Consider the following 20,805-nt stretch of genomic DNA (forward strand, 5'->3'; position numbering starts at 1 on the left):
CCGTTCGGCATCAACCGTCGACGGAAGCCGAAGGACGTCGAAGGACGTCGAAGGAAGGTGTACGGATTTTGTCACGAACCCTGCACGCGGCGGCACTTGTTCTCCACACGGCGGCACGATGGATCGCCACCAGCCGCCCCGCACCGCTACCAGGAAAGTGAGCCCGTGAGTTCCGTCCCGCCCCCCGACCGTTCCGACGACGAACCGGCCCCCTCGATCTCCGACGAGCAGTTGGAGGCGTTCCTGCGGGAGGCCGCCGACGGTGGGGGCCGCTCCGCCCCCAAGGAGCCGTCGGCGCGGGCGCGGATGGTGACCCGGCGGCTGCGCGAGGAGGCGGAGCCGGCGCCCTGGCGTGCCCCGCAGTCCAGCCCGAAGGGCGACGGCCGCGGCCGACGGCGCCTGGTGGGCACGGTGGTCGGCGTGGTGGCGCTGGCGGCGCTCGCCGTCGTCGCCGTACGGCCCTCGCTGGTCCTGGACCGGCTGCCCGGCGGGGACGACGCCTCCGCGTCGCCGACCCTGTCGGCCGAGTCGGCGCGGCCGACCGGCGCCCCCGGGGAGGCGGCCGGGGCCGAGCGCGCCACGCGCGAGCACCCGTTCCGCGGCTCGCCCGCCGAGCGGTGGGCCGAGGGCGCCGACGCCATCGAGGTACCGGCGGCCAAGCCGCTGTCCGGCATGAGCAAGGACGACGTGGCGTTCGCGCTGCGCCGCACCAAGGAACTCCTGGTCGCCGCCAACCTGGACCCCGCCGTACTGCGCGGGGAACGGCCGGACGAGGCGCTGGACGTCCTCGACCCGAAGCAGCCGGAGCTGCTGCCCAAGCTGCGCCGCTCACTGAGCGACCCGGACGAGGACCACGACCCGCTGCGGCTCTTCACCCGCTTCGACCCCGACGAGACCCGCCTGGCCGGCGACGTCGTGAAGGTCCGCGGCCGCATGACGCTCGCCGCGGGCGAACCGGGCGTGGTGAAGGTCAACGCGGACTACACCTTCGTCTACCCGCTGGTCCGGGCCGACGACGCCGACGGGCCGGTCGCCCGCACGATCATCCGCCGGGTGCTCACCACGACCCTGAACGACCCGGCGAAGTGGAAGGTGACCGAGGGCAAGCTCCTGGTGGAGAAGTACTTCTCCGAGTACGGCAACACCGACTGCGACGTCTACGACGGCTACCTGCACCCCGGCTTCCCCGACGACGGTCCCGACGGCACGCGGCCCACCGGCCCCCTGACCGACCCCTACGACCGGAGCCGCCCCCTCACCGGCTCCGACTCGGGAGGCTGCGGCCAGGTCACCCGTACCTGACGCGGACCCGGACGCGGACGTGACCGGGCCCGGGCGCTCTCCCTCACGCACGCCCGGACCCGTCCCCCGTTGTCCCCTGTGGGGGTCAGTGGGGTGTCACACTCGCTGCCACAGCGCCGGAACGTTCGGCGGCTCCCAGCCCGCGTAGGCTTGGTGGCCCTGCAGGCAGCGGTAGGTGGCGCCGCCGTACGTCACGGTGTCGCCCGGCTGGTAGACGGTGCCGGCCGCCCAGGTGCCGCCGGGCTCGCCGGGCTCCTCACCGCCGTCGTCGCCGCCGGTGGTCTTGAGCGTGAGCCCGTAGTTCTGGAGCAGCGCGTTGATCGGCTGGAAGAAGGTCTCGCCGCCGGTGCGGCAGTCGCCCGAGCCGCCCGAGGTGACGCCCTGCGCCTGGCTGCCGGAGATGTAGGAGCCGCCGGAGTCACCGGGCTCCGCGCACACCGTGGTCTTGGTGACCGGGGAGATGGTGCCTTCCTGGTAGGTGACGCTGGTGTTCAGCTGCGTGACGGTGCCGCAGTGCCAGCCGGTCGTCGAGCCGGACCGGCACACGGACGCGCCGACCGGAGAAGCCGTGGAACCGGTGACCTGGACGTTCTGCCCACCGGCGCCGAGGACGTACGGGGTCGCCGTCCACTGGGAGTTGGTGGCCACCCACGCCATGTCGCGGCCCGGGAAGATCGAGCCCTGGAAGGTGCCCTGGGCCACCCGGTTGGCGCCCGTGGTGCTGGAGCCGGCCCGGCCGCAGTGGCCCGCGGTGGCGAAGCCCTGCTGGGTGCCCTTGGTGATCGGGAAGCCGATCGAGCAGCGGCTGCTGTTGTTGATGTAGTACGCCTCGCCGCCGCGCAGGTCGTAGAAGGTGCGGGGCCGCTCGGTGCGGTTCTTCACGCGGGCGAGGGACCCGTCGACACCGGCCGCCGACAGCAGCGAACGCGCCGCGGCCGGGCGGATCGCCTCGACGACGACGGTGTTGGTGCGCGTGTCGACGTACCAGACGGGCGCGTCGGCGGTGTTCAGACCGGCCGCCGCCTTGTCCAGGCGGGCCTTGGCCGCGTCCAGGTCGGCGAGCGAGTGGCGCACCACCTTCGCCTCGGCGCCCCGCGCCTCGATCGCGGCGACGTCGCCCGCGTCGGTCGTCGCCACGGTCAGGGTGCCGGACTCGGCACCGCGCACCCACGCGCCCGCGAAGTCGCCGCCGAGCGCGGCCCGCAGCCGGCCCGCCGTGGCGCCCGCCTCGGCCTCGTTGACGAGGCGGCGCTCCGCCTGCTGACGGTCGAGGCCGAGGTCCCGCTGCATGGCCTTGAGGAGAGCGGGGGGCGCGGCGTCGGTGCGCAGCGTCTCGGCCGCGGTGGGGGCGGAGTCGGCGGGTGCCGTCCCGGCGCTCGCGGAGCCGCTGAGCCCGGCCACGAGCAGGGCCGCGGTCGCGGCGACGGCGGCACCCATGGCTCTGTGGTGTCGGTGTCGGTGGGGCATGGGGGATCTCCTCGGTCTCGGTGGGGAGGTGCCGAAACCGTAGGGAGGGGCGACCGTCCGGCATAAGAGGTCAGCCGTCCCTCTCCCCGGTGTTATGGAACCCGGTGGGCCGACATCCACTCCGTGTAGCTGTCGCTGTTCGCCGCCACGCTCGCGTGCGCCATGCGCGCCTGCGAGAGCACCGCGGCGGCGGTGTCCTGCCGCTGCGTCGCCGCGTGCCAGCCGAGCAGGTGCCGCCAGGTCAACGGGGTGTCGGTGAGCGGCCGGGTCACCGCCCGGGGCGTGGTCGGAAAGGTCGCCCGGCACAGGCCGACCGCCCGCCCCACCTGCACCAGGTGCACGACGGAGGCGGTGTCCGTCTCGTACATGCGGCGCGGGGTGAAACCGGCGCGGGCGCAGGACGCGGTGAAGCAGTCGCCGAAGCAGCCGTCGCCGGGGACGCAGGCCCACTCCTCGTCCGCGAGTTCGGCCAGGTCCACTTCGGCCCGGTCGGCGAGCGGGTGGCCCTCGGGCATCATGACGAACACCGGGTCGACGGCGACCTCCCGCCACACCAGCCCCTCGCCGGCGGGCGGCGACGCGGTGCCGCAGGTCCCGGCCAGCGCGAAGTCCAGCCGTCCCTCGGCCAGCCGCCCGGCCAGCTCCCGCTCGGACCAGGAGGTGCAGGTCGTCATCCGGGCGTCCGGCGCCACACCGGCCAGCCGGTCGAGCAGGGCGCCCAGTAACGGACCGTGGGTGCCGCCGATCCGCAGCCGCTCCGCCGTGCGCGGCGCACGGGCGAACCGGGCCGCCTCCTGCTGCAGCTCGGTCACCGCCGGGAGCACGATCCGGCTCCGCTCCAGCACCAGTTCGCCCAGCGCGGTGGCCCGCACGCCGTGCCGGCCGCGCACGAACAGCGCGCCGCCCAGGGCCCGTTCGATCCGCTTGAGCTGTGCGCTCAACGCGGGCTGCGCGAGACCGAGAGCCGTCGCCGCCCTGGTGAGGCTGCCGGCGTCGGCGATGGCCCGGACCGTCTTGAGATGCCGCAACTCCAGCTCCATGAGGGGAGCTTGCGACGCGGGGAGGGCGGGGGCAAGAGGTTGGTACGGACCTGTGAAAGAAACTTCAAGTACTTGCTTCCTCGTTCGCGGCGAGCAGCTCCCGGGCCCGGCGCAGCAGCTCCTCCCGTACGGAGTCCGGCGCCAGGACGCGCAACGGCGTGCCGAGGCCCACCAGATACCCGGCCAGCCCCGCCGCGCTCGACCCGCCGACCTCGACGACGGTGGCGTCCGGCCCGTCGGCCCGGTGCAGCCCCACCGTGGCGGGAATCAGCCGCAGCGCCTGCTCCATGGGCACCGGCAGGCGGACGGTGGCCAGCAGCGCGTACGGCCCGGTCGCGCTCGCGCGGGACACGAGCAGCGCCGGATCGGGCAGCGGTTCGGTGAACTCGACGGCCCGGCCGGTCGGCTGCACCCGCTCGACCCGGTCCGCCCGGAACGTCCGCCACTCGCCCCGCGCGACATCCTGGGCCACGAAGTACCAACGCCGCCCGGTGTGCACGAGCCGGTACGGGTCCACGTCCCGCACACTGGCCCGTCCTCCCCAGTCCCGGTACGCCATCCGGGCCCGCTCGCCCCGCCGGCACGCGGCCGCCAGCTCCAGCAGTATCCCCGCCGCGACCTGCGGCTCACCGGCCCGCGGGGTCTGCACGAACGCCGCGTCCATGTCCCCGAGCCGGTCGCCCAGCCGCTTGGGCAGCACCTGCCGCAGCTTCAGCAGTGCCGACAACGCCGCCTGGTCCCCGCCCAGCGCCCCGCTCAGCGCGGCCTCCCGCAGGCCGACGGCCACGGCGAGGGCCTCCTCGTCGTCCAGGATCAACGGCGGCGTACGCGTCCCCGGCCGCAGTCGGTACCCGCCCCACGGTCCCGGATCGGAGTCGACGGCGTACCCCAGCTCCCGCAGCCGCGCCACGTCCCGCCGCACGGTCCGCTCCGTGACCTCCATCCGCTCGGCCAGCTCGCCGCAGGTCCAGGCGGGCCGGACGGCGAGCAGGGAGACCAGCCGCAGCAGCCGGGCGGAAGTACTGAGCACGGTGGGGAAGTCTGCCACGATCCACCGACGTGACCAGGACCGAACCTGTCCTGGTCACGTCCTACTGTCCTCCCATGACGACAACGCAGAACGCCTCGGCACCGACTTTCCGCTACTCGGCCGTCACCTTCGACTGCTCCGACCCCGCCGCGACGGCCCGCTTCTGGGGCGAGGCCCTCGACCTCCCCGTGGCCTTCAACACCGACGACTTCTACCTCCTCGGCGGCAAGGACGGCGCGCCCGGCCTCGGCTTCTACCGCCTCCCCGACTACCGCCCGCCCACCTGGCCGGGCACCGACCAGGAGAAGCAGGCCCACATCGACATCGGCGTCGAAGACCTGGACGCGGGGGAGGCCCGCCTGCTCGCCCTGGGCGCCACGAAGCCCGACTTCCAGCCGTCCCCGGACCGCTGGCGGGTCCTGCTGGACCCGGCGGGGCATCCGTTCTGTGTGTCTACGGTGGCGTAAGGGCGGAGACTCGCCCCTCTGTTCAGAAGCCCAGGTAGACGATCTGCACGACGAAGACGCGCTCACGTCGCACAACGACCTGGTACGTGAACATTCCGCCGGGGACGATGACGTCGCCGCCCTTCACGTCGGCGCCTTCGTGGCCCCGGCTGTGTATGTAGAGCGCCTCCGCCGCTCTGACCAGTTCGTCGGCCTTGGCTTCCACTCCCGTCAGAAACGCCCGGGGGACAGTGCGCGCGGCTTCCTCCGCGCCGAAGGCGTACTCCCAGCTCCAGCTCAAGTGCGCACGGCCTTCATCGCCTCGCTGAGGACGTCATTGAGCTCCCGCAGTGCTTCCTGCGCCACCGCCGGGTCCTCGTCCTCCAGCTTGCTCTTGGCGTGGGCCTGGCGCGCTGAAAGGTCGGGGCGCCGGGCGATCTCGATGTCCCTCGCCCAGGCCAGGACCCAGCTGCGCACCGGGCTGAGGGACTCCCACTCGACGGCCTTGGCGAAAGCCTCGTCCTTCGACCGCTGCATCTCCGTGAGGCGGCCTGGGGCCACGACCACGAGCGCGGCCCGCAGTGCGTCCGGGGTCTGTTCGGGGCGGGGAATCAGCTCGTTCCCGTGGTCGGCCTGGGTGCTCATGATGTCCTCCCGGGAGTGCACTGGCCAGGTTAGTCGCCCGGGACGGCAGGGGCGTGAGAATGCGGACACGGCGCTGAGGGTCCTGTTCACGGTCGGGACGAGCGGGCTGACGGGGTGGGGCACCTGGACTCACGGCAGCCGCGGCAGTGGCTCTCAGGGTCGGGGGCGCGGAAGCCGCGGTCGCAGCCCTCGCAGTTCTGGAGTGGGTGGCGCGGCGGCGGTGCGGCGGCGGCCGACTGCGTGCGGAACGGCGGCGGTGGTGGCAGCCGGTCGGTGAGGCGGTGCGCCAGGAGGGCGGCCGGGCGGCGCAGGGGCTCGTCCGGGAGGCCGGTGGTCAGGGCGTGCCGTACGGCGCCGGGGGCGACGTCGCGCTCCAGCCAGGCCGCGACCCCTGGCACCAGGTGAGCCGTCTCCGTCGCGGAGAGCAGCAGCCGGGGGTCGTGGCGGCGCAGGGTGGCGAGGAGGTCTATGGCCGTCTGGAGGAGGGCGGGGGCGGTGTTGCTCGGCTGCGGTACGGCGGGGAGCGCCTTTTGGACCGTACGGCGTGGCGGCGGGGGCGTGCGCTTCGCGGGTGGGCATCCCGTGTCGGCCGGTTCGCGGCGGCGGTCCGCGTGCGGCTGGTTGCAGGAGACGGTGCGGGTGACGATGCGGCCGGTCTGCGTGCGGTGGCGTTCGCGGCGCAGGTAGCCGTGGGCCTCCAGTTCGCGCAGGGCGGCGGCGATGCGGGTGGGGCCCTCCGGGAAGCGGGCGGCGAGCGATTTGATGTCGGCGCCCGCGCCGGTGGGCAGCGACTGGAGGTGGCAGCCGAGGCCGATCGCGAGGAGTGACAGCTCCGTGTGCTGGACCAGGTGGTTGCCGATCACCACGAAGCGGGTGGTGTGGCGGGTGTTGTCGTGAGTGATGCCGCCGCCGTGGCGACGCGTACGGGACGGATTGTCAGCAGGGGCTGACTGGGCGCGCGGGGGCGCGCTAGTGTTTTGGGTATCCATCGGGAAGTTCCTTGGGTATTGCTTCCTAGGTGGTTAGGCCCTCGCACCGGGATGCCAGTCCCAGCGGGGGCCGATGTCTTTTCGGTTGTTTGCGCTGAGAGTAGGGGAGTTGGGGGCCCGGAAATCCAGCTCAACCGGTGATGTTCACCCACCCGAGTGACGACGCATCTCGGGCGGGAGGGGTGGGGCTTGGTAGGGGTCATTTCCCCCGGTTTCTTGTCTTGGTAGGGCACCGACGGCACCGGAACCTCAGAACGTGGGTTCCGGTGGCGTACAACGCAGTTCCGCCCAGACCGTCTTGCGCGGGAACCGGCCCTCCGTCACTCCCCAGCGGTGCGCCAGCGCCTCCACCAGCAGCAGACCCCGGCCGGATTCGGCGTCGCAGGCCGGCTTCTGAGGGGCGGGGAGTTCCTGGCCCCGGGTGTCGGTGACCTCGATGCGGAGGATGTCGCCGACGACGTACAGGGTGAGCCGGAAATCGCGGCCGGGGACGCGTCCGTGGTCCGCCGCGTTGTTGGCCAGCTCGGCGACGAGCAGGCGAGCCGGGTCCAGGGGCAGGCCCCAGGAACGCAGCTGCTCGGTCGCGAGCAGGCGGGCGAGGCGGGCGCCGCGTGGGGTGGGAGAGAGCTGCACGCTGAAATTGCGGACGGACGCGGTGAGTTCGGTGGTGGATTTCTGGTTCACGTCACTCAGCGTGGTGGTGTGTGCGTACCGTGAGAAGTGACTCAGCGGGTACGTACGGTGACTGTCCGGCGCTTGTCCAGCGGTGTCGGCGGTGTCGGGGAAGGGGCGGAGGATGGCGGTCGAGACGGACGAGTCGGGGTGGGAGGTCGACCCGGACGACGAGTGGGGCGTCGCGGTCATCACCACAGTGGGACGGCAGTTGAAGCTCCGCCGGGAGGCGGCGGGGATGCGGGCCGGCGACTTCGGAGTGGCGGTCGGCTACGGGGAGGACCTCGTCTACAAGGTCGAGGGCGGCAAGCGCATTCCCCGGCAGGAGTATCTGGACAGGGCGGACGAGGTGCTGGGCGCCGGTGGGCTCATCTCGGCGGCCTGGGAGGACGTGAAGAAGGTCCGGTACCCGAAGAAGGTGCGGGAGCTGGGGAAGTTGGAGGGTAAGGCGGTCGAGATCGGCCTGTACGAGTGCAACATCATCGCTGGCCTGTTGCAGACCCCGGAGCACGCGCGAACCCTGATTGAGGCCGCGCAGCCGCCGTACTCACCCGACGACGTCGACCGTATGGTCGCCGCTCGGCTGGCTCGGCAGTCGGTCTACGAGCGCGACCCGGCTCCATCAATGCACTTCGTGCTGGAAGAGGCACCGCTGCGTCGGCAGGTTGGAGGCACAATGGTGTGGCGACAGCAGCTCGAACGTCTGCTGGAGGTCGGGCGGTTGCACAACGTCACGCTTCAAGTGATGCCGACAAATGCTGACGCCCATCCGGGGCTGGACGGCAGGATCGAGTTGCTGAAGTTCCCGGACGGTACAGCGGTGGGGCGCTCCGACGGGGCGTTCAACGGACGGCCGATCACCGACCCGAAACACCTGCGCATTGTCGAACTGCGGTATGGCACGATCCGAGCGCAGGCTCTCTCGCCCAGGGAGTCGTTTGCCTTCATCGAGACACTGCTGGGAGAAACATGATCCGCGAGGCCGAACTGGTCTGGTTCAAGAGCAGCTACAGCGGCGGGACCGACGGCAACTCCTGCGTTGAACTGGCCCTCACCCCCGCCACCATCCACGTCCGGGACTCCAAGCACACCGAGGGCCCCCGCCTCACCCTCACCCCCGCTGCCTGGGCGAGCTTCCTGCCGTACGCGTCGCAGCGCTGACCTCGCCGACCTCCTGCGTGCCGACGACCGACAGCAGCTCCAGCAGACCCGCGCTCTCGGTCCCCACGGCCGGGGTGAACCACAGGAGCCGCTGGCGGCCGTCCTCGCTGAAGAGGTTGAGGCAGTTGACCTCGACCAGGCCGATCACCGGGTGCACGAGCCGCTTGCGGTCGTGGCGCCGGAACGCCACGTCGTGATCGGCCCACAGCGCGGCGAACTCGGGGGAGACCCGGAGCAGCGTACGGATCATCGCGCCGGCCTCCGAGTCCTTCGCGTCCCGCCGGGCGGCGGCGGCCCGCAGGTCGGCGACGAAGGAACCGGACTGGTACGCGTGGTCGGCCTCGGGATAGAGCAGCCGGGCCTCCGGCTCGGTGAACCACCGGTGCACGAAACTGGCGCGGGGCCCCCGGAAACCGGACTGGTCCCCGAGCAGCGCCACCGCCAGCGGATTCTGTACGAGGGTGACGTGCAGGTCGGTGATCACCTGCGCCGGGGTCGAGTCCAGTCGCCCCAGCAGGTCCAGCATGCCGGGGTGGACGTGCGACGCGGCGCCGCCCTGCACGGGCACCGGCCGGTCGGCGATCCGGTACAGGTAGTCCCGCTCGTCGCCGGACAGCCGCAGCGCACGCGCCAGCGCGGCGAGCATCTGCTCGGACGGCTGGGACCCGGCGCCGCGCTCCAGCTCGTTGTAGTAGTCCACGGAGGCCCCCGCGAGGTGGGCGACCTCCTCGCGGCGCAGCCCCGGCACCCGGCGGCGCGGTCCGGCCGGGAGTCCGACGTCGGCGGGGCGGATGCGCTCCCGCCGCGACCGCAGGAACGCTCCCAGCTCGGCGTACTTCACAGCGCTCATGCGTTCCATTCTGCGCCGGGCCGGGCCGCTGACCCAGGGGATGGCATCCCCTGGCTGCGCCGGGCGACGGCGCGCATCGTGGACGCATGACCACGAACACGAACCAGAACACGGCGGCGGACGCCCGGGTGGCGATCGTCACCGGCGGATCGCGCGGCATCGGCCGGGCCGTGTCGCAGAAGCTCGCCGAGGACGGCCTGGCCGTCGTCGTGAACTACGCCAGTGACGCCTCGGCCGCCGACGAGACGGTGGCGGCGATCACCGGGGCCGGCGGACGGGCCGTCGCCGTCCGGGCCGACGTGGCGGAGGAGAAGGAGGTCGCCGCGCTGTTCGACCGGGCGGAGGAGGAGTTCGGCGGCGTCGACGTCGTCGTGAACTCGGCCGGGCGGATGACCCTCTCGCCCATCGCCGACCTGGACCTGGCGGCGCTGGACGCCATGCACCGCACCAACATCCGCGGCACCTTCGTCGTCGCCCAGCAGGCGGCGCGGCGGCTGCGTGCCGGGGGCGCGTTCATCGGGTTCTCGACGTCCGTCGTCGGTGCGCAGTTCCCCACGTACGGCGCGTACGCGGCCAGCAAGGGCGCCGTGGAGGCGATGACGATGATCCTGGCGCGGGAGCTGCGCGGGCGGGACGTCACCGTGAACACGGTCGCGCCCGGCCCGACGGCCACCGACCTGTTCCTCGACGGCAAGACGCCCGAGCAGATCGACCGGCTCGCGAAGACGCCGCCGCTGGAGCGGCTGGGCACCCCGGAGGACATCGCGGCCGTGGTCGCCTTCCTGGGCAGCCCCGCCGGGCACTGGGTGAACGGCCAGATCCTGCGTGCGAACGGAGGGCTGGTCTGATGCCTTTCGCCCACTTCAAGGTCCCGGCCGGCACTCTCTCGGCGGAGGACAAGAAGAAGATCGTCGAACGCACCACCGACCTCTACGCGGAGATCTACGGGGAGCGCGCCCGCCCCACGACCGTCGTCCTGGTCGACGAGGTCCCGGACGGGGGCTGGGGCGTCGCGGGCAACGTCCTCACCGCCGCGATGCTGAACGGGGAGGGGTAGCGATACCGGGAGGTCTTCGTCTCATCCAGTGATCGGGTGCTGGCCATGGGGTTTACATGCGCGTAACACTTAAAGTGTCCCGCGCGCGGCAACGGCGCCGAGCGCCCCTCACCGGTCGCTGAATGCGGCCGGTGCCCGCCGTGCCAGAAAGGGCCCCTGTGACGACGCGAAGCGAGACGCAGACCACCCTCGACCATCTCCTCACCGAGATCGAGCACCGCAATCCGGCCCAGCCCGAGTTCCACCAGGCCGCGCACGAGGTCCTGGAAACGCTCGCCCCGGTCGTCGCGGCCCGCCCCGAGTACGCCGAGCCCGGCCTCATCGAGCGGCTGGTCGAGCCGGAGCGCCAGGTGATGTTCCGGGTGCCGTGGCAGGACGACCAGGGGCGGGTCCGCGTCAACCGGGGCTTCCGCGTCGAGTTCAACAGCGCGCTGGGCCCGTACAAGGGCGGTCTGCGCTTCCACCCGTCCGTCAACCTGGGCGTCATCAAGTTCCTGGGCTTCGAGCAGATCTTCAAGAACGCGCTGACCGGCCTCGGCATCGGCGGCGGCAAGGGCGGCAGCGACTTCGACCCGCACGGGCGCAGCGACGCCGAGGTCATGCGGTTCTGCCAGTCCTTCATGACGGAGCTGTACCGGCACATCGGCGAGCACACCGACGTCCCGGCCGGGGACATCGGCGTCGGCGGCCGGGAGATCGGCTACCTCTTCGGCCAGTACCGCCGGATCACCAACCGCTGGGAGTCCGGTGTGCTCACCGGCAAGGGCCAGGGCTGGGGCGGCTCGCTGATCCGCCCGGAGGCGACCGGCTACGGCAACGTGCTGTTCGCGGCGGCGATGCTGCGTGAGCGCGGCGAGGACCTGGAGGGCCAGACCGCGGTCGTCTCCGGCTCCGGCAACGTGGCGATCTACACCATCGAGAAGCTGATCGCCCTCGGCGCCAACGCCGTCACCTGCTCGGACTCCTCCGGCTACGTCGTCGACGAGAAGGGCATCGACCTCGACCTGCTGAAGCAGATCAAGGAGGTCGAGCGCGGCCGCGTCGACGCGTACGCCGAGCGCCGGGGCGCCTCGGCCCGCTTCGTGCCCGGCGGCAGCGTCTGGGACGTTCCGGCCGACCTCGCCCTCCCGTCCGCCACGCAGAACGAGCTGGACGAGAACGCCGCCGCCACCCTCGTCCGCAACGGCGTGAAGGCGGTCTCCGAGGGCGCGAACATGCCGACCACCCCCGAGGCCGTCCACCTGCTCCAGCAGGCGGGCGTCGCCTTCGGCCCCGGCAAGGCGGCCAACGCGGGCGGCGTCGCGGTCAGCGCCCTGGAGATGGCGCAGAACCACGCCCGTACGTCGTGGACGGCGGCGCGGGTCGAGGAGGAGCTGGCGGACATCATGACCAGCATCCACACCACCTGCCACGAGACCGCCGAGCGCTACGACGCCCCCGGCGACTACGTCACCGGCGCGAACATCGCCGGCTTCGAGCGGGTGGCCGACGCGATGCTGGCCCAGGGCGTCATCTGAGGGACGTGTCCGCGAGGACACGGGTGCGGTGTGCCCCGTATGGCCCTGTCGGCCGTCCGGGGCACCCGGCGAAACTTGCGCCCATGCAGAAACTCTCCCTCGACGCCCTCGCCCGCGAGCACCTCGAACGCGCCGCCGCCGGTTCCAACGGCCGCAGCGCCACCACGGTCCACGGCGGCCACGAGCTGGTCCTGCGGCAGACCCTCCTCGCCCTGACCACCGGGACCACCCTCGCCGAGCACGAGAACCCCGGCGAGGCCACCGTCCAGGTCCTGCGCGGCCGGGTCCGCCTCACCAGCGGCGACACCTCCTGGGACGGCCGCACCGGTGACCTCATCCTGATCCCGCCGGCCCGGCACAGCCTGGAGGCGCTGGAGGACTCGGCGGTCCTGCTGACGGTGGCCAAGACCGGCTGACCGGCCGGCCGGGGCCCCGGCTGAACCGGAGGCGAACTCCCCGGGAACACACCACGGAGTCCGGGCGGCGGCTTGCCGAACCCCCTACCGTTCGCGTGCGCACTGTTCTTGTCTGTTCGAATGGTGCGTGCAGTGGACAACGGAACATCGGTGCCCGAGCGGGCGGAGGTCCGGCTGAGACAACCGCTCCCCCCGCTCGTCGTCGCCCCGCCGGACCCGAAGCCCGCGGGCCGCAGGCGGGCGGGCGGGCGGCTGTACGTCATCGACGGCATCCGCCTGCTGGCCGCGCTGATGGTGGCCGCGCACCACTACGCCGGGACCTGGCGCGCCGACCGCCCCGGCAACCTGATCTGGGACCGCCCGGTCTCCGAGATCATGCCCACGGTGTTCCGCCTCGCCTCCTACGGCTGGATCGGCGTCGAGATCTTCTTCGTCATCAGCGGCTTCGTGATCTGCATGTCCTGCTGGGGCCGCACCCCGCGCCAGTTCTTCGTCTCCCGGGTGATCCGGCTCTACCCGGCGTACTGGTTCGCGGTCCTGTTCACCACGGCCGCGCTGATCGCCGTACCCGGCGTGTGGGAGCGCCTCCGGCTGCGCGAGGTCCTGCTCAACCTGACCATGCTCCAGTCCGGCTCCGGCGTGCCCAACGTCGACGGCGTCTACTGGACCCTCTGGTCCGAGCTGCGCTTCTACCTGCTCTTCCTGGTCGTCGTCGCGATGGGACTGACGTACCGCAGGATCGTGGTCTTCTGCTGCGTGTGGGGCGCGGTCGCGATGCTCGCGCCGGCCGCCCGGCTGCCGCTGCTCGAACTGGTCGCCAACCCGGACGGCGCCTGGTACTTCATCGCGGGCCTCGCCCTCTACCTCATGCACCGCTTCGGCCAGGACCTGCTCCTGTGGGGCATCCTCGCCATGGCGTGGCTGATGGGCCAGCTGGAGCTGGGCCACCGCATCGAGGACGTCGAACGCGTCTCCGGCTGGCGCGGCAGCGTGGCGATCTTCACGGTCTTCCTGCTCTTCATGGTCGCCGTGGCGCTGGGGTACACCGACCGGATCCGCTGGAAGTGGCTCGTCACGGCGGGCGCCATGACCTACCCCCTCTACCTGGTCCACTACGCGGCCGGCACGGCCCTCATAGCGCGCCTGCGCGACACGATGGACGCCCGCCTGCTGATCGCCGTACTCATCACGGGCTTCCTGCTCCTCAGCTACCTGATCCACCGCTTCGTGGAACGCCCGGTCTCACGACTGCTGAAGAAGGGCCTGGACACGTCCTTCGCCCGACTGCGCACGGCGGACAACCGCTCCTGAACCGACGGCGACCGGCCTCCCGCTCGATGGCACCATGTTCGGAACATCGCATCGGAACACCGCATCGAACGACGTCGACGACGCACGGGGAGGCCACACACGACATGGCCCGTCACACGGAGCTACTGCCCTCGACCGACCGGCCATGACGAGGGACTGGGACTGGCGGACCGGCGAACGGCTGTTGGGTCTCGACGACCCGGCCGAGTGGGACGCCGCTTTCGCACGCGGCGAGCGCAGCCTCGGCACGGCGGCCATCGGACTCGCCTTCAACTGCTCGCTGGAGGAGGCGTCACCCCGGATCGTCAGGGCGATGCAACTGCCGGACGTCACCCAGCGAGGCTTCGCCTTCACCGCGGCGGGCACCGCGGCGCGACTCAACGGCGCGCTGACCCCGGAACTGTTCGCCGCGCTGCGGGCGGAAGGTCACGGCCGCAGAGGCATCGCCGAGAACGCTGTCGACGACACCTTGACCTTCGTGCCGTTCAGGCAACTGCCCCTGTGGTTCAAGTGGTGGAAGGTCGCGTCGCAGGTACAGGACAAGTGCGAGACCTGGAGACTGGAGATCACCAACGCGGTCAGCGACGTCTGGAAGGCCTTGCGTCGGCATCGCTGACGAAGCGAAGTGCCGGAAGAGTTTGATCTCCGCCACCCCCGGGGTATTCTCTCCGGCCCGATTGGCCAGCCCCGCGCCCCGTATGGCAGACTAGCGGGGTTGCTCGGTCGAGTGCCGATGCTGCGCGCCTCCCGCCGGGGGGACCGGAAGCGAGTCCCACAGTACTCGTCGTCCCTGCTCAGGGGCGGACGTACGGGAATCTTCCGGGAAGCGTCAGCGGGGTGCAGGCCAGGCACCCGGTGGGCCTCTCGCCCCCGGTCCGCGGTTCCGGAAGGGCCCGCACTCCCAGGCAGGGAAGTCCCGAAGAGGGACATTCATGTCAGCGAGAGTGCGACACGCCCGACCGCGTGGGTCGGAGGGGGAGCGGAATGGACAAGGGCCACCGGGTCCAGAGCGTTACGAGAGACAGGACTACTGAGTAGCCATGGCGGGACAGAAGATCCGCATCCGGCTCAAGGCCTACGACCACGAGGTCATCGACTCCTCGGCGAAGAAGATCGTCGAGACGGTGACCCGCACTGGTGCGTCGGTCGCGGGCCCGGTGCCGCTGCCCACTGAGAAGAACGTGTACTGCGTCATCAAGTCGCCGCACAAGTACAAGGACTCGCGCGAGCACTTCGAGATGCGCACGCACAAGCGCCTGATCGACATCCTCGACCCGACCCCCAAGACCGTTGACTCTCTGATGCGACTCGACCTCCCGGCCGGTGTCGACATCGAGATCAAGCTCTGAGGCCGGTGATCTGAAGATGACGAAGCAGATCAAGGGCATCCTGGGCGAGAAGCTCGGCATGACGCAGGTGTGGGACGAGAACAACCGTGTTGTTCCGGTCACCGTCGTCAAGGCCGGCCCCAATGTCGTCACCCAGGTCCGCACGAACGACGTCGACGGCTACGAGTCCGTCCAGATCGCGTTCGGCGAGATCGACCCGCGCAAGGTGAACAAGCCCCTCAAGGGCCACTTCGCCAAGGCCGACGTCACCCCCCGCCGCCACCTCGTCGAGATCCGCACGGCCGACGCCTCCGAGTACACCCTCGGTCAGGAAGTCAGCGCCGAGGTCTTCGAGTCCGGCGTGAAGGTCGACGTCACCGGCAAGAGCAAGGGCAAGGGCTTCGCCGGTGTCATGAAGCGTCACAACTTCAAGGGCCTCGGCGCCGGACACGGCACCCAGCGCAAGCACCGCTCGCCCGGTTCCATCGGTGGCTGCGCCACCCCGGGCCGCGTGTTCAAGGGCCTCCGCATGGCCGGCCGCATGGGCAACGAGCGGGTCACCACCCAGAACCTGACCGTCCACGCCGTTGACGCGGAGAAGGGTCTGCTGCTCATCAAGGGCGCGGTTCCCGGTCCGAACGGCGGCCTCGTCCTGGTCCGCACTGCGGCCAAGGGGGCCTGAGGTAACCGATGAGCACTGTTGACATCCTTTCGCCTGCCGGCGAGAAGACCGGAAGCGTCGAGCTCCCCGCGGAGATCTTCGGCGTGGAGAAGATCAGCATTCCGCTGATCCACCAGGTCGTCGTCGCGCAGAACGCCGCTGCCCGCCAGGGCACGCACAAGACCAAGCGTCGCGGCGAGGTCCGTGGTGGCGGCAAGAAGCCGTACCGCCAGAAGGGCACCGGCCGCGCCCGCCAGGGTTCGACCCGTGCGCCGCAGTTCGCCGGCGGTGGCGTCGTCCACGGCCCGCAGCCGCGTGACTACTCGCAGCGGACCCCGAAGAAGATGAAGGCCGCGGCCCTGCGCCACGCCCTCACCGACCGGGCCCGCCACGACCGCATCCACGTCGTCACCGGCGTCATCGAGGGCGAGACCCCGTCCACGAAGGCCGCCCGGACGCTGTTCGGCAAGATCTCGGAGCGCAAGAACCTGCTCCTGGTCGTCGACCGCGCCGACGAGGCCGCGTGGCTGTCCGCCCGCAACCTGCCCCAGATCCACATCCTGGAGCCGGGCCAGCTGAACACGTACGACGTTCTCGTCTCGGACGACGTGGTCTTCACCCAGGCCGCTTTCGAGTCCTTCGTGTCTGGCCCCAACAAGGCCGCTGACACCGAAGGGAGCGAAGCCTGATGGCTACGCGTCACCCGAGCATCGCCTCCAAGGCGGCCAAGGCCGCCAAGGCCGCGCGCGTCGCCAAGGCGCGCCGCCACGAGGCCGAGGGCAAGAACACCGTCGTCACCCCGGCCAGCAAGGCGTTCACGGACCCCCGTGACGTGCTGCTGAAGCCGGTCGTGTCCGAGAAGAGCTACGCGCTCCTCGACGAGAACAAGTACACGTTCATCGTCGCGCCGGGCTCCAACAAGACCCAGATCAAGGAGGCCGTCCAGGCGGTCTTCTCGGTCAAGGTCACCGGGGTCAACACGATCAACCGCCAGGGCAAGCGGAAGCGGACCCGCACGGGCTTCGGCAAGCGTGCCGACAGCAAGCGCGCGATCGTGACCCTCGCCGAGGGCGACCGTATCGACATCTTCGGCGGTCCGACCTCCTGACGGAGGTCCGGATCGTCCGGAATCGGACGAGGACTGAGAAATGGGAATCCGCAAGTACAAGCCGACTACGCCGGGCCGTCGTGGCTCCAGCGTCGCCGACTTCGTCGAGGTCACGCGGTCCACGCCGGAGAAGTCGCTGGTCCGCCCGCTGCACAGCAAGGGCGGCCGTAACAACGCCGGTCGTGTGACCGTTCGCCACCAGGGTGGCGGACACAAGCGCGCCTACCGTGTCATCGACTTCCGTCGGCACGACAAGGACGGCGTGCCGGCGAAGGTCGCGCACATCGAGTACGACCCCAACCGCACCGCGCGCATCGCGCTGCTGCACTACGCCGACGGCGAGAAGCGCTACATCCTCGCCCCGCGCAACCTGCAGCAGGGCGACCGCGTCGAGAACGGTCCCGGGGCCGACATCAAGCCGGGCAACAACCTGGCCCTCCGCAACATCCCGGTCGGTACCACGATCCACGCGATCGAGCTCCGTCCCGGTGGCGGCGCCAAGTTCGCCCGCTCCGCCGGTGCCTCCGTGCAGCTGCTCGCGAAGGAGGGCTCGATGGCCCACCTGCGCATGCCGTCCGGAGAGATCCGCCTGGTCGACCAGCGCTGCCGCGCCACGGTCGGCGAGGTCGGCAACGCCGAGCAGAGCAACATCAACTGGGGCAAGGCGGGCCGTAAGCGCTGGCTGGGCGTTCGCCCGACCGTGCGTGGTGTGGTCATGAACCCGGTGGACCACCCGCACGGTGGTGGCGAAGGCCGTACCTCGGGTGGTCGCCACCCGGTGTCCCCCTGGGGCAAGAAGGAAGGCCGTACTCGTTCGCCCAAGAAGGCGTCGAACAAGTACATCGTCCGCCGCCGCAAGACGAACAAGAAGCGCTAAGGACGGGTTGAGATGCCTCGTAGCTTGAAGAAGGGACCCTTCGTCGACGACCACCTGATCAAGAAGGTGGACGTCCAGAACGAAGCCGGTACCAAGAACGTCATCAAGACCTGGTCCCGTCGCTCGATGATCGTCCCGGCGATGCTCGGCCACACGATCGCGGTGCACAACGGCAAGACCCACATCCCGGTGTTTGTCACCGAGTCCATGGTCGGCCACAAGCTCGGCGAGTTCTCGCCGACGCGCACCTTCCGGGGTCACGTCAAGGACGACCGGAAGTCGAAGCGCCGCTAGTCAGCGGGGTGTGAATGATCATGACAAACACTGAAGGGACAACCATGGAAGCCAGGGCCCAGGCGCGGTACATCCGCGTCACGCCCATGAAGGCCCGCCGCGTGGTGGACCTCATCCGTGGCATGGATGCCACGGAGGCTCAGGCGGTCCTGCGTTTCGCCCCGCAGGCCGCGAGCGTGCCGGTCGGCAAGGTGCTGGACAGCGCCATCGCCAACGCCGCGCACAACTACGACCACACCGACGCCGACAGCCTCTTCATTTCCGAGGCGTACGTCGACGAGGGCCCGACCCTGAAGCGGTTCCGTCCGCGTGCCCAGGGCCGCGCCTACCGGATCCGCAAGCGGACCAGCCACATCACCGTGGTCGTCAGCAGCAAGGAAGGAACCCGGTAATGGGCCAGAAGGTAAACCCGCACGGGTTCCGGCTCGGTGTCACGACCGACTTCAAGTCGCGTTGGTACGCCGACAAGCTGTACAAGGACTACGTCAAGGAAGACGTCGCCATCCGTCGGATGCTGACGTCCGGCATGGAGCGCGCCGGCATCTCCAAGGTCGAGATCGAGCGCACCCGTGACCGCGTCCGCGTGGACATCCACACGGCTCGTCCGGGCATCGTCATCGGCCGCCGCGGTGCGGAGGCCGACAAGATCCGCGGCAAGCTGGAGAAGCTGACCGGCAAGCAGGTCCAGCTGAACATCCTCGAGGTCAAGAACCCCGAGACCGACGCTCAGCTGGTCGCCCAGGCCGTCGCCGAGCAGCTGTCCTCCCGCGTCTCCTTCCGCCGTGCCATGCGCAAGAGCATGCAGGGCACGATGAAGGCCGGCGCCAAGGGCATCAAGATCCAGTGCGGTGGCCGCCTCGGCGGCGCCGAGATGTCCCGCTCGGAGTTCTACCGCGAGGGCCGTGTGCCCCTGCACACGCTCCGCGCGAACGTGGACTACGGCTTCTTCGAGGCCAAGACGACCTTCGGCCGCATCGGTGTGAAGGTCTGGATCTACAAGGGCGACGTCAAGAACATCGCCGAGGTCCGCGCCGAGAACGCCGCCGCCCGTGCCGGCAACCGTCCGGCCCGTGGCGGCGCCGACCGCCCGGCCCGTGGTGGCCGCGGTGGCGAGCGTCGTGGGCGCAAGCCGCAGCAGCAGTCGGCTCCGGCCGCCGAGGCCCCCAAGGCCGAGGCGCCCGCCGCTGCCGCTCCGGCCGAGAGCACCGGAACGGAGGCCTGACCGTCATGCTGATCCCCCGCAGGGTCAAGCACCGCAAGCAGCACCACCCGAAGCGCCGCGGTATGGCCAAGGGCGGTACGCAGGTTGCGTTCGGCGAGTACGGCATCCAGGCCCTCACGCCGGCGTACGTGACCAACCGCCAGATCGAGGCGGCCCGTATCGCGATGACCCGCCACATCAAGCGTGGCGGCAAGGTCTGGATCAACATCTACCCGGACCGCCCGCTCACGAAGAAGCCGGCCGAGACCCGCATGGGTTCCGGTAAGGGTTCTCCGGAGTGGTGGATCGCGAACGTGCACCCGGGCCGGGTCATGTTCGAGCTGTCCTACCCCAACGAGAAGATCGCCCGTGAGGCGCTGACCCGCGCGGCCCACAAGCTGCCGATGAAGTGCCGGATCGTCAAGCGCGAGGCAGGTGAAGCGTGATGTCGGCCGGTACCAAGGCGTCCGAGCTGCGCGAGCTGGGCAACGAGGAGCTTCTGGCGAAGCTCCGCGAGGCCAAGGAAGAGCTGTTCAACCTCCGCTTCCAGGCGGCGACGGGCCAGCTCGAGAACCACGGTCGGCTCAAGGCCGTCCGTAAGGACATCGCCCGGATCTACACCCTGATGCGTGAGCGCGAGCTGGGCATCGAGACGGTGGAGAGCGCCTGATGAGCGAGAGCAACGTGACTGAAGAGACGAAGGCCGCGCGCGGCTTCCGCAAGACCCGCCAGGGTCTGGTCGTCAGCGACAAGATGGACAAGACCGTCGTCGTCGCCGTCGAGGACCGCGTGACCCACGCCCTGTACGGCAAGGTCATCCGCCGTACCGAGAAGCTCAAGGCTCACGACGAGCAGAACGCCGCGGGCGTCGGCGACCGTGTCCTCCTCATGGAGACCCGGCCGCTGTCCGCGACGAAGCGCTGGCGCGTCGTCGAGGTCCTCGAGAAGGCCAAGTAAGAAATCTCCTGCGGGGCATTCCTCGCAGGACAGTTCCGCCAGGCTCCGGGAGTCGTTCACCCAGGTGACCGACTCCCGGGGAACCGGCAGACATTCAGGAGATAGACGTGATCCAGCAGGAGTCGCGGCTGCGTGTCGCCGACAACACGGGTGCGAAGGAAATCCTGACCATCCGTGTGCTCGGTGGCTCGGGCCGCCGCTACGCGGGTATCGGTGACGTCATCGTCGCCACCGTCAAGGACGCGATCCCCGGTGGCAACGTGAAGAAGGGTGACGTCGTCAAGGCGGTCATCGTTCGCACCGTCAAGGAGCGCCGCCGTCCCGACGGCTCGTACATCCGCTTCGACGAGAACGCCGCCGTCATTCTGAAGAACGACGGCGACCCTCGCGGCACCCGTATCTTCGGCCCGGTGGGCCGTGAGCTGCGCGAGAAGAAGTTCATGAAGATCATCTCCCTCGCGCCGGAGGTGCTGTGA

The 20,805-nt window shown here is 70.5% G+C and carries 30 protein-coding genes; 22 read left to right on the top strand and 8 right to left on the bottom strand.

The genetic code is table 11. The features are described from left to right. Positions 1-165 precede the first annotated feature (165 nt). A complete protein-coding gene (locus tag ACH4D3_RS16085) occupies positions 166-1,302 on the top strand; it encodes a hypothetical protein (protein ID WP_398322199.1) in 1,137 nt (378 codons plus the stop codon). A 96-nt stretch (positions 1,303-1,398) separates the two neighbouring features. Here the strand turns inward: ACH4D3_RS16085 and ACH4D3_RS16090 are convergent, their stop codons facing one another. The 3 genes from ACH4D3_RS16090 to ACH4D3_RS16100 all read right to left on the bottom strand — a co-directional run bounded on the left by ACH4D3_RS16090 (position 1,399) and on the right by ACH4D3_RS16100 (position 4,839). After that, entirely contained in the window at positions 1,399-2,769 is a 1,371-nt protein-coding gene (locus ACH4D3_RS16090; protein WP_398322202.1) for an alpha-lytic protease prodomain-containing protein, read from the bottom strand. A gap of 92 nt (positions 2,770-2,861) precedes the next feature. Then, positions 2,862-3,809 carry a LysR substrate-binding domain-containing protein gene (locus ACH4D3_RS16095; protein WP_398322205.1) on the bottom strand — a complete coding sequence of 316 codons (948 nt, stop codon included), beginning with the start codon at positions 3,807-3,809 and terminating at the stop codon, positions 2,862-2,864. Positions 3,810-3,873: 64 nt separating this feature from the next. Next, entirely contained in the window at positions 3,874-4,839 is a 966-nt protein-coding gene (locus tag ACH4D3_RS16100) for a helix-turn-helix transcriptional regulator (protein WP_398322208.1), read from the bottom strand. Positions 4,840-4,913: 74 nt separating this feature from the next. Between ACH4D3_RS16100 and ACH4D3_RS16105 the strand changes: the two genes are divergently transcribed. Next, positions 4,914-5,306: a VOC family protein gene (locus ACH4D3_RS16105; protein WP_398322211.1), complete on the top strand. Its 393-nt coding sequence runs from the start codon at positions 4,914-4,916 to the stop codon at positions 5,304-5,306. Positions 5,307-5,328: 22 nt separating this feature from the next. On the opposite strand, the gene ACH4D3_RS16110 is transcribed toward ACH4D3_RS16105, so the two are convergent. From ACH4D3_RS16110 to ACH4D3_RS16125, 4 genes are all read right to left on the bottom strand, one after another. Further along, positions 5,329-5,586, bottom strand: a complete 258-nt coding sequence (locus tag ACH4D3_RS16110; protein ID WP_398322214.1) for a hypothetical protein — start codon at positions 5,584-5,586, stop codon at positions 5,329-5,331. Further along, entirely contained in the window at positions 5,583-5,930 is a 348-nt protein-coding gene (locus ACH4D3_RS16115; protein ID WP_398322217.1) for a hypothetical protein, read from the bottom strand. Before ACH4D3_RS16115 ends, ACH4D3_RS16110 begins: the two co-directional genes overlap by 4 nt. Before the next feature lie 86 nt (positions 5,931-6,016). Next, on the bottom strand, positions 6,017-6,919 hold the full coding sequence (locus ACH4D3_RS16120; RefSeq protein WP_398322220.1) for a helix-turn-helix domain-containing protein: 903 nt from the start codon (positions 6,917-6,919) through the stop codon (positions 6,017-6,019). A 249-nt stretch (positions 6,920-7,168) separates the two neighbouring features. Continuing rightward, entirely contained in the window at positions 7,169-7,603 is a 435-nt protein-coding gene (locus ACH4D3_RS16125; protein ID WP_398322223.1) for an ATP-binding protein, read from the bottom strand. A 112-nt stretch (positions 7,604-7,715) separates the two neighbouring features. Here ACH4D3_RS16125 and ACH4D3_RS16130 point away from each other — a divergent pair, with 112 nt between their 5' ends. Together ACH4D3_RS16130 and ACH4D3_RS16135 are read left to right on the top strand one after the other, a co-directional pair. Continuing rightward, the gene (locus tag ACH4D3_RS16130) at positions 7,716-8,564 is read left to right on the top strand and encodes a helix-turn-helix transcriptional regulator (protein WP_333752410.1); all 849 of its coding nucleotides are present in this window, start codon (positions 7,716-7,718) and stop codon (positions 8,562-8,564) included. Next, positions 8,561-8,752 (top strand): DUF397 domain-containing protein, encoded by a 192-nt coding sequence (locus tag ACH4D3_RS16135; protein WP_398322226.1) that lies wholly within the window; start codon positions 8,561-8,563, stop codon positions 8,750-8,752. Before ACH4D3_RS16130 ends, ACH4D3_RS16135 begins: the two co-directional genes overlap by 4 nt. On the opposite strand, the gene ACH4D3_RS16140 is transcribed toward ACH4D3_RS16135, so the two are convergent. Then, on the bottom strand, positions 8,703-9,593 hold the full coding sequence (locus ACH4D3_RS16140) for a helix-turn-helix transcriptional regulator (protein WP_398322749.1): 891 nt from the start codon (positions 9,591-9,593) through the stop codon (positions 8,703-8,705). The two genes, ACH4D3_RS16135 and ACH4D3_RS16140, sit on opposite strands and share 50 nt — an antisense overlap. A gap of 95 nt (positions 9,594-9,688) precedes the next feature. Between ACH4D3_RS16140 and ACH4D3_RS16145 the strand changes: the two genes are divergently transcribed. The 18 genes from ACH4D3_RS16145 (at position 9,689) to rplN (ending at position 20,805) form a co-directional block, all read left to right on the top strand. Next, entirely contained in the window at positions 9,689-10,450 is a 762-nt protein-coding gene (locus tag ACH4D3_RS16145; RefSeq protein WP_398322229.1) for an SDR family oxidoreductase, read from the top strand. Next, positions 10,450-10,659: a 4-oxalocrotonate tautomerase family protein gene (locus ACH4D3_RS16150; protein ID WP_115743711.1), complete on the top strand. Its 210-nt coding sequence runs from the start codon at positions 10,450-10,452 to the stop codon at positions 10,657-10,659. Before ACH4D3_RS16145 ends, ACH4D3_RS16150 begins: the two co-directional genes overlap by 1 nt. Positions 10,660-10,817: 158 nt before the next feature. Further along, positions 10,818-12,176: an NADP-specific glutamate dehydrogenase gene (gene gdhA, locus ACH4D3_RS16155; RefSeq protein ID WP_398322232.1), complete on the top strand. Its 1,359-nt coding sequence runs from the start codon at positions 10,818-10,820 to the stop codon at positions 12,174-12,176. Between the two features lie 83 nt (positions 12,177-12,259). Beyond that, positions 12,260-12,592 (top strand): cupin domain-containing protein, encoded by a 333-nt coding sequence (locus ACH4D3_RS16160; protein WP_398322235.1) that lies wholly within the window; start codon positions 12,260-12,262, stop codon positions 12,590-12,592. Positions 12,593-12,724: 132 nt separating this feature from the next. Further along, positions 12,725-13,903: an acyltransferase family protein gene (locus ACH4D3_RS16165; RefSeq protein WP_398322238.1), complete on the top strand. Its 1,179-nt coding sequence runs from the start codon at positions 12,725-12,727 to the stop codon at positions 13,901-13,903. Positions 13,904-14,048: 145 nt separating this feature from the next. Next, positions 14,049-14,519: a hypothetical protein gene (locus ACH4D3_RS16170; protein WP_398322240.1), complete on the top strand. Its 471-nt coding sequence runs from the start codon at positions 14,049-14,051 to the stop codon at positions 14,517-14,519. A gap of 424 nt (positions 14,520-14,943) precedes the next feature. Next, positions 14,944-15,252: a 30S ribosomal protein S10 gene (gene rpsJ / locus ACH4D3_RS16175; protein ID WP_003948644.1), complete on the top strand. Its 309-nt coding sequence runs from the start codon at positions 14,944-14,946 to the stop codon at positions 15,250-15,252. A gap of 16 nt (positions 15,253-15,268) precedes the next feature. Continuing rightward, on the top strand, positions 15,269-15,913 hold the full coding sequence (rplC, locus tag ACH4D3_RS16180) for a 50S ribosomal protein L3 (protein ID WP_398322243.1): 645 nt from the start codon (positions 15,269-15,271) through the stop codon (positions 15,911-15,913). Positions 15,914-15,921: 8 nt separating this feature from the next. After that, positions 15,922-16,581, top strand: coding sequence for a 50S ribosomal protein L4 (gene rplD, locus ACH4D3_RS16185; RefSeq protein ID WP_127894806.1), 660 nt, complete (start codon positions 15,922-15,924; stop codon positions 16,579-16,581). Further along, entirely contained in the window at positions 16,581-17,000 is a 420-nt protein-coding gene (rplW, locus tag ACH4D3_RS16190; protein ID WP_007443985.1) for a 50S ribosomal protein L23, read from the top strand. Before rplD ends, rplW begins: the two co-directional genes overlap by 1 nt. A 40-nt stretch (positions 17,001-17,040) precedes the next feature. Next, complete coding sequence (gene rplB / locus ACH4D3_RS16195; protein ID WP_030400225.1) at positions 17,041-17,877, top strand: 50S ribosomal protein L2; 837 nt, start codon at positions 17,041-17,043, stop codon at positions 17,875-17,877. Between the two features lie 12 nt (positions 17,878-17,889). Beyond that, positions 17,890-18,171: a 30S ribosomal protein S19 gene (gene rpsS, locus ACH4D3_RS16200; protein WP_003948639.1), complete on the top strand. Its 282-nt coding sequence runs from the start codon at positions 17,890-17,892 to the stop codon at positions 18,169-18,171. 44 nt (positions 18,172-18,215) lie between these two features. Further along, positions 18,216-18,563: a 50S ribosomal protein L22 gene (gene rplV, locus ACH4D3_RS16205; protein ID WP_003974262.1), complete on the top strand. Its 348-nt coding sequence runs from the start codon at positions 18,216-18,218 to the stop codon at positions 18,561-18,563. Beyond that, a complete protein-coding gene (gene rpsC, locus ACH4D3_RS16210) occupies positions 18,563-19,393 on the top strand; it encodes a 30S ribosomal protein S3 (protein WP_087789835.1) in 831 nt (276 codons plus the stop codon). Before rplV ends, rpsC begins: the two co-directional genes overlap by 1 nt. Positions 19,394-19,398: 5 nt before the next feature. After that, positions 19,399-19,818 (top strand): 50S ribosomal protein L16, encoded by a 420-nt coding sequence (gene rplP / locus ACH4D3_RS16215; protein ID WP_003974260.1) that lies wholly within the window; start codon positions 19,399-19,401, stop codon positions 19,816-19,818. Further along, positions 19,818-20,042 carry a 50S ribosomal protein L29 gene (rpmC, locus tag ACH4D3_RS16220; protein WP_003974259.1) on the top strand — a complete coding sequence of 75 codons (225 nt, stop codon included), beginning with the start codon at positions 19,818-19,820 and terminating at the stop codon, positions 20,040-20,042. Before rplP ends, rpmC begins: the two co-directional genes overlap by 1 nt. Then, the gene (gene rpsQ, locus ACH4D3_RS16225) at positions 20,042-20,329 is read left to right on the top strand and encodes a 30S ribosomal protein S17 (protein ID WP_003974258.1); all 288 of its coding nucleotides are present in this window, start codon (positions 20,042-20,044) and stop codon (positions 20,327-20,329) included. The genes rpmC and rpsQ overlap by 1 nt, the downstream gene beginning before the upstream one ends. 107 nt (positions 20,330-20,436) lie before the next feature. Beyond that, positions 20,437-20,805 (top strand): 50S ribosomal protein L14, encoded by a 369-nt coding sequence (gene rplN / locus ACH4D3_RS16230; RefSeq protein WP_003974257.1) that lies wholly within the window; start codon positions 20,437-20,439, stop codon positions 20,803-20,805.

Source organism: Streptomyces sp. NPDC018026 (assembly GCF_044327745.1).
In the GTDB taxonomy this organism is placed as follows: Bacteria; Actinomycetota; Actinomycetes; order Streptomycetales; family Streptomycetaceae; genus Streptomyces; species Streptomyces rubrogriseus.

Excerpts from the sequence above, each read along its gene's own strand:
- rpsS (WP_003948639.1), top strand. The coding sequence starts at position 17,890 with ATGCCTCGTAGCTTGAAGAAGGGACCCTTCGTCGACGACCACCTGATC.
- rpmC (WP_003974259.1), top strand. The coding sequence starts at position 19,818 with ATGTCGGCCGGTACCAAGGCGTCCGAGCTGCGCGAGCTGGGCAACGAG.
- ACH4D3_RS16160 (WP_398322235.1), top strand. The coding sequence starts at position 12,260 with ATGCAGAAACTCTCCCTCGACGCCCTCGCCCGCGAGCACCTCGAACGC.
- rplB (WP_030400225.1), top strand. The coding sequence starts at position 17,041 with ATGGGAATCCGCAAGTACAAGCCGACTACGCCGGGCCGTCGTGGCTCC.
- ACH4D3_RS16145 (WP_398322229.1), top strand. The coding sequence starts at position 9,689 with ATGACCACGAACACGAACCAGAACACGGCGGCGGACGCCCGGGTGGCG.
- ACH4D3_RS16115 (WP_398322217.1), bottom strand. The coding sequence starts at position 5,930 with ATGAGCACCCAGGCCGACCACGGGAACGAGCTGATTCCCCGCCCCGAA.
- ACH4D3_RS16170 (WP_398322240.1), top strand. The coding sequence starts at position 14,049 with ATGACGAGGGACTGGGACTGGCGGACCGGCGAACGGCTGTTGGGTCTC.
- rpsJ (WP_003948644.1), top strand. The coding sequence starts at position 14,944 with ATGGCGGGACAGAAGATCCGCATCCGGCTCAAGGCCTACGACCACGAG.
- ACH4D3_RS16135 (WP_398322226.1), top strand. The coding sequence starts at position 8,561 with ATGATCCGCGAGGCCGAACTGGTCTGGTTCAAGAGCAGCTACAGCGGC.
- rplV (WP_003974262.1), top strand. The coding sequence starts at position 18,216 with ATGGAAGCCAGGGCCCAGGCGCGGTACATCCGCGTCACGCCCATGAAG.
- rpsC (WP_087789835.1), top strand. The coding sequence starts at position 18,563 with ATGGGCCAGAAGGTAAACCCGCACGGGTTCCGGCTCGGTGTCACGACC.
- rplD (WP_127894806.1), top strand. The coding sequence starts at position 15,922 with ATGAGCACTGTTGACATCCTTTCGCCTGCCGGCGAGAAGACCGGAAGC.
- ACH4D3_RS16120 (WP_398322220.1), bottom strand. The coding sequence starts at position 6,919 with ATGGATACCCAAAACACTAGCGCGCCCCCGCGCGCCCAGTCAGCCCCT.
- ACH4D3_RS16095 (WP_398322205.1), bottom strand. The coding sequence starts at position 3,809 with ATGGAGCTGGAGTTGCGGCATCTCAAGACGGTCCGGGCCATCGCCGAC.
- ACH4D3_RS16090 (WP_398322202.1), bottom strand. The coding sequence starts at position 2,769 with ATGCCCCACCGACACCGACACCACAGAGCCATGGGTGCCGCCGTCGCC.
- rplC (WP_398322243.1), top strand. The coding sequence starts at position 15,269 with ATGACGAAGCAGATCAAGGGCATCCTGGGCGAGAAGCTCGGCATGACG.
- rplP (WP_003974260.1), top strand. The coding sequence starts at position 19,399 with ATGCTGATCCCCCGCAGGGTCAAGCACCGCAAGCAGCACCACCCGAAG.
- ACH4D3_RS16130 (WP_333752410.1), top strand. The coding sequence starts at position 7,716 with ATGGCGGTCGAGACGGACGAGTCGGGGTGGGAGGTCGACCCGGACGAC.
- ACH4D3_RS16105 (WP_398322211.1), top strand. The coding sequence starts at position 4,914 with ATGACGACAACGCAGAACGCCTCGGCACCGACTTTCCGCTACTCGGCC.
- ACH4D3_RS16150 (WP_115743711.1), top strand. The coding sequence starts at position 10,450 with ATGCCTTTCGCCCACTTCAAGGTCCCGGCCGGCACTCTCTCGGCGGAG.
- rpsQ (WP_003974258.1), top strand. The coding sequence starts at position 20,042 with ATGAGCGAGAGCAACGTGACTGAAGAGACGAAGGCCGCGCGCGGCTTC.
- rplW (WP_007443985.1), top strand. The coding sequence starts at position 16,581 with ATGGCTACGCGTCACCCGAGCATCGCCTCCAAGGCGGCCAAGGCCGCC.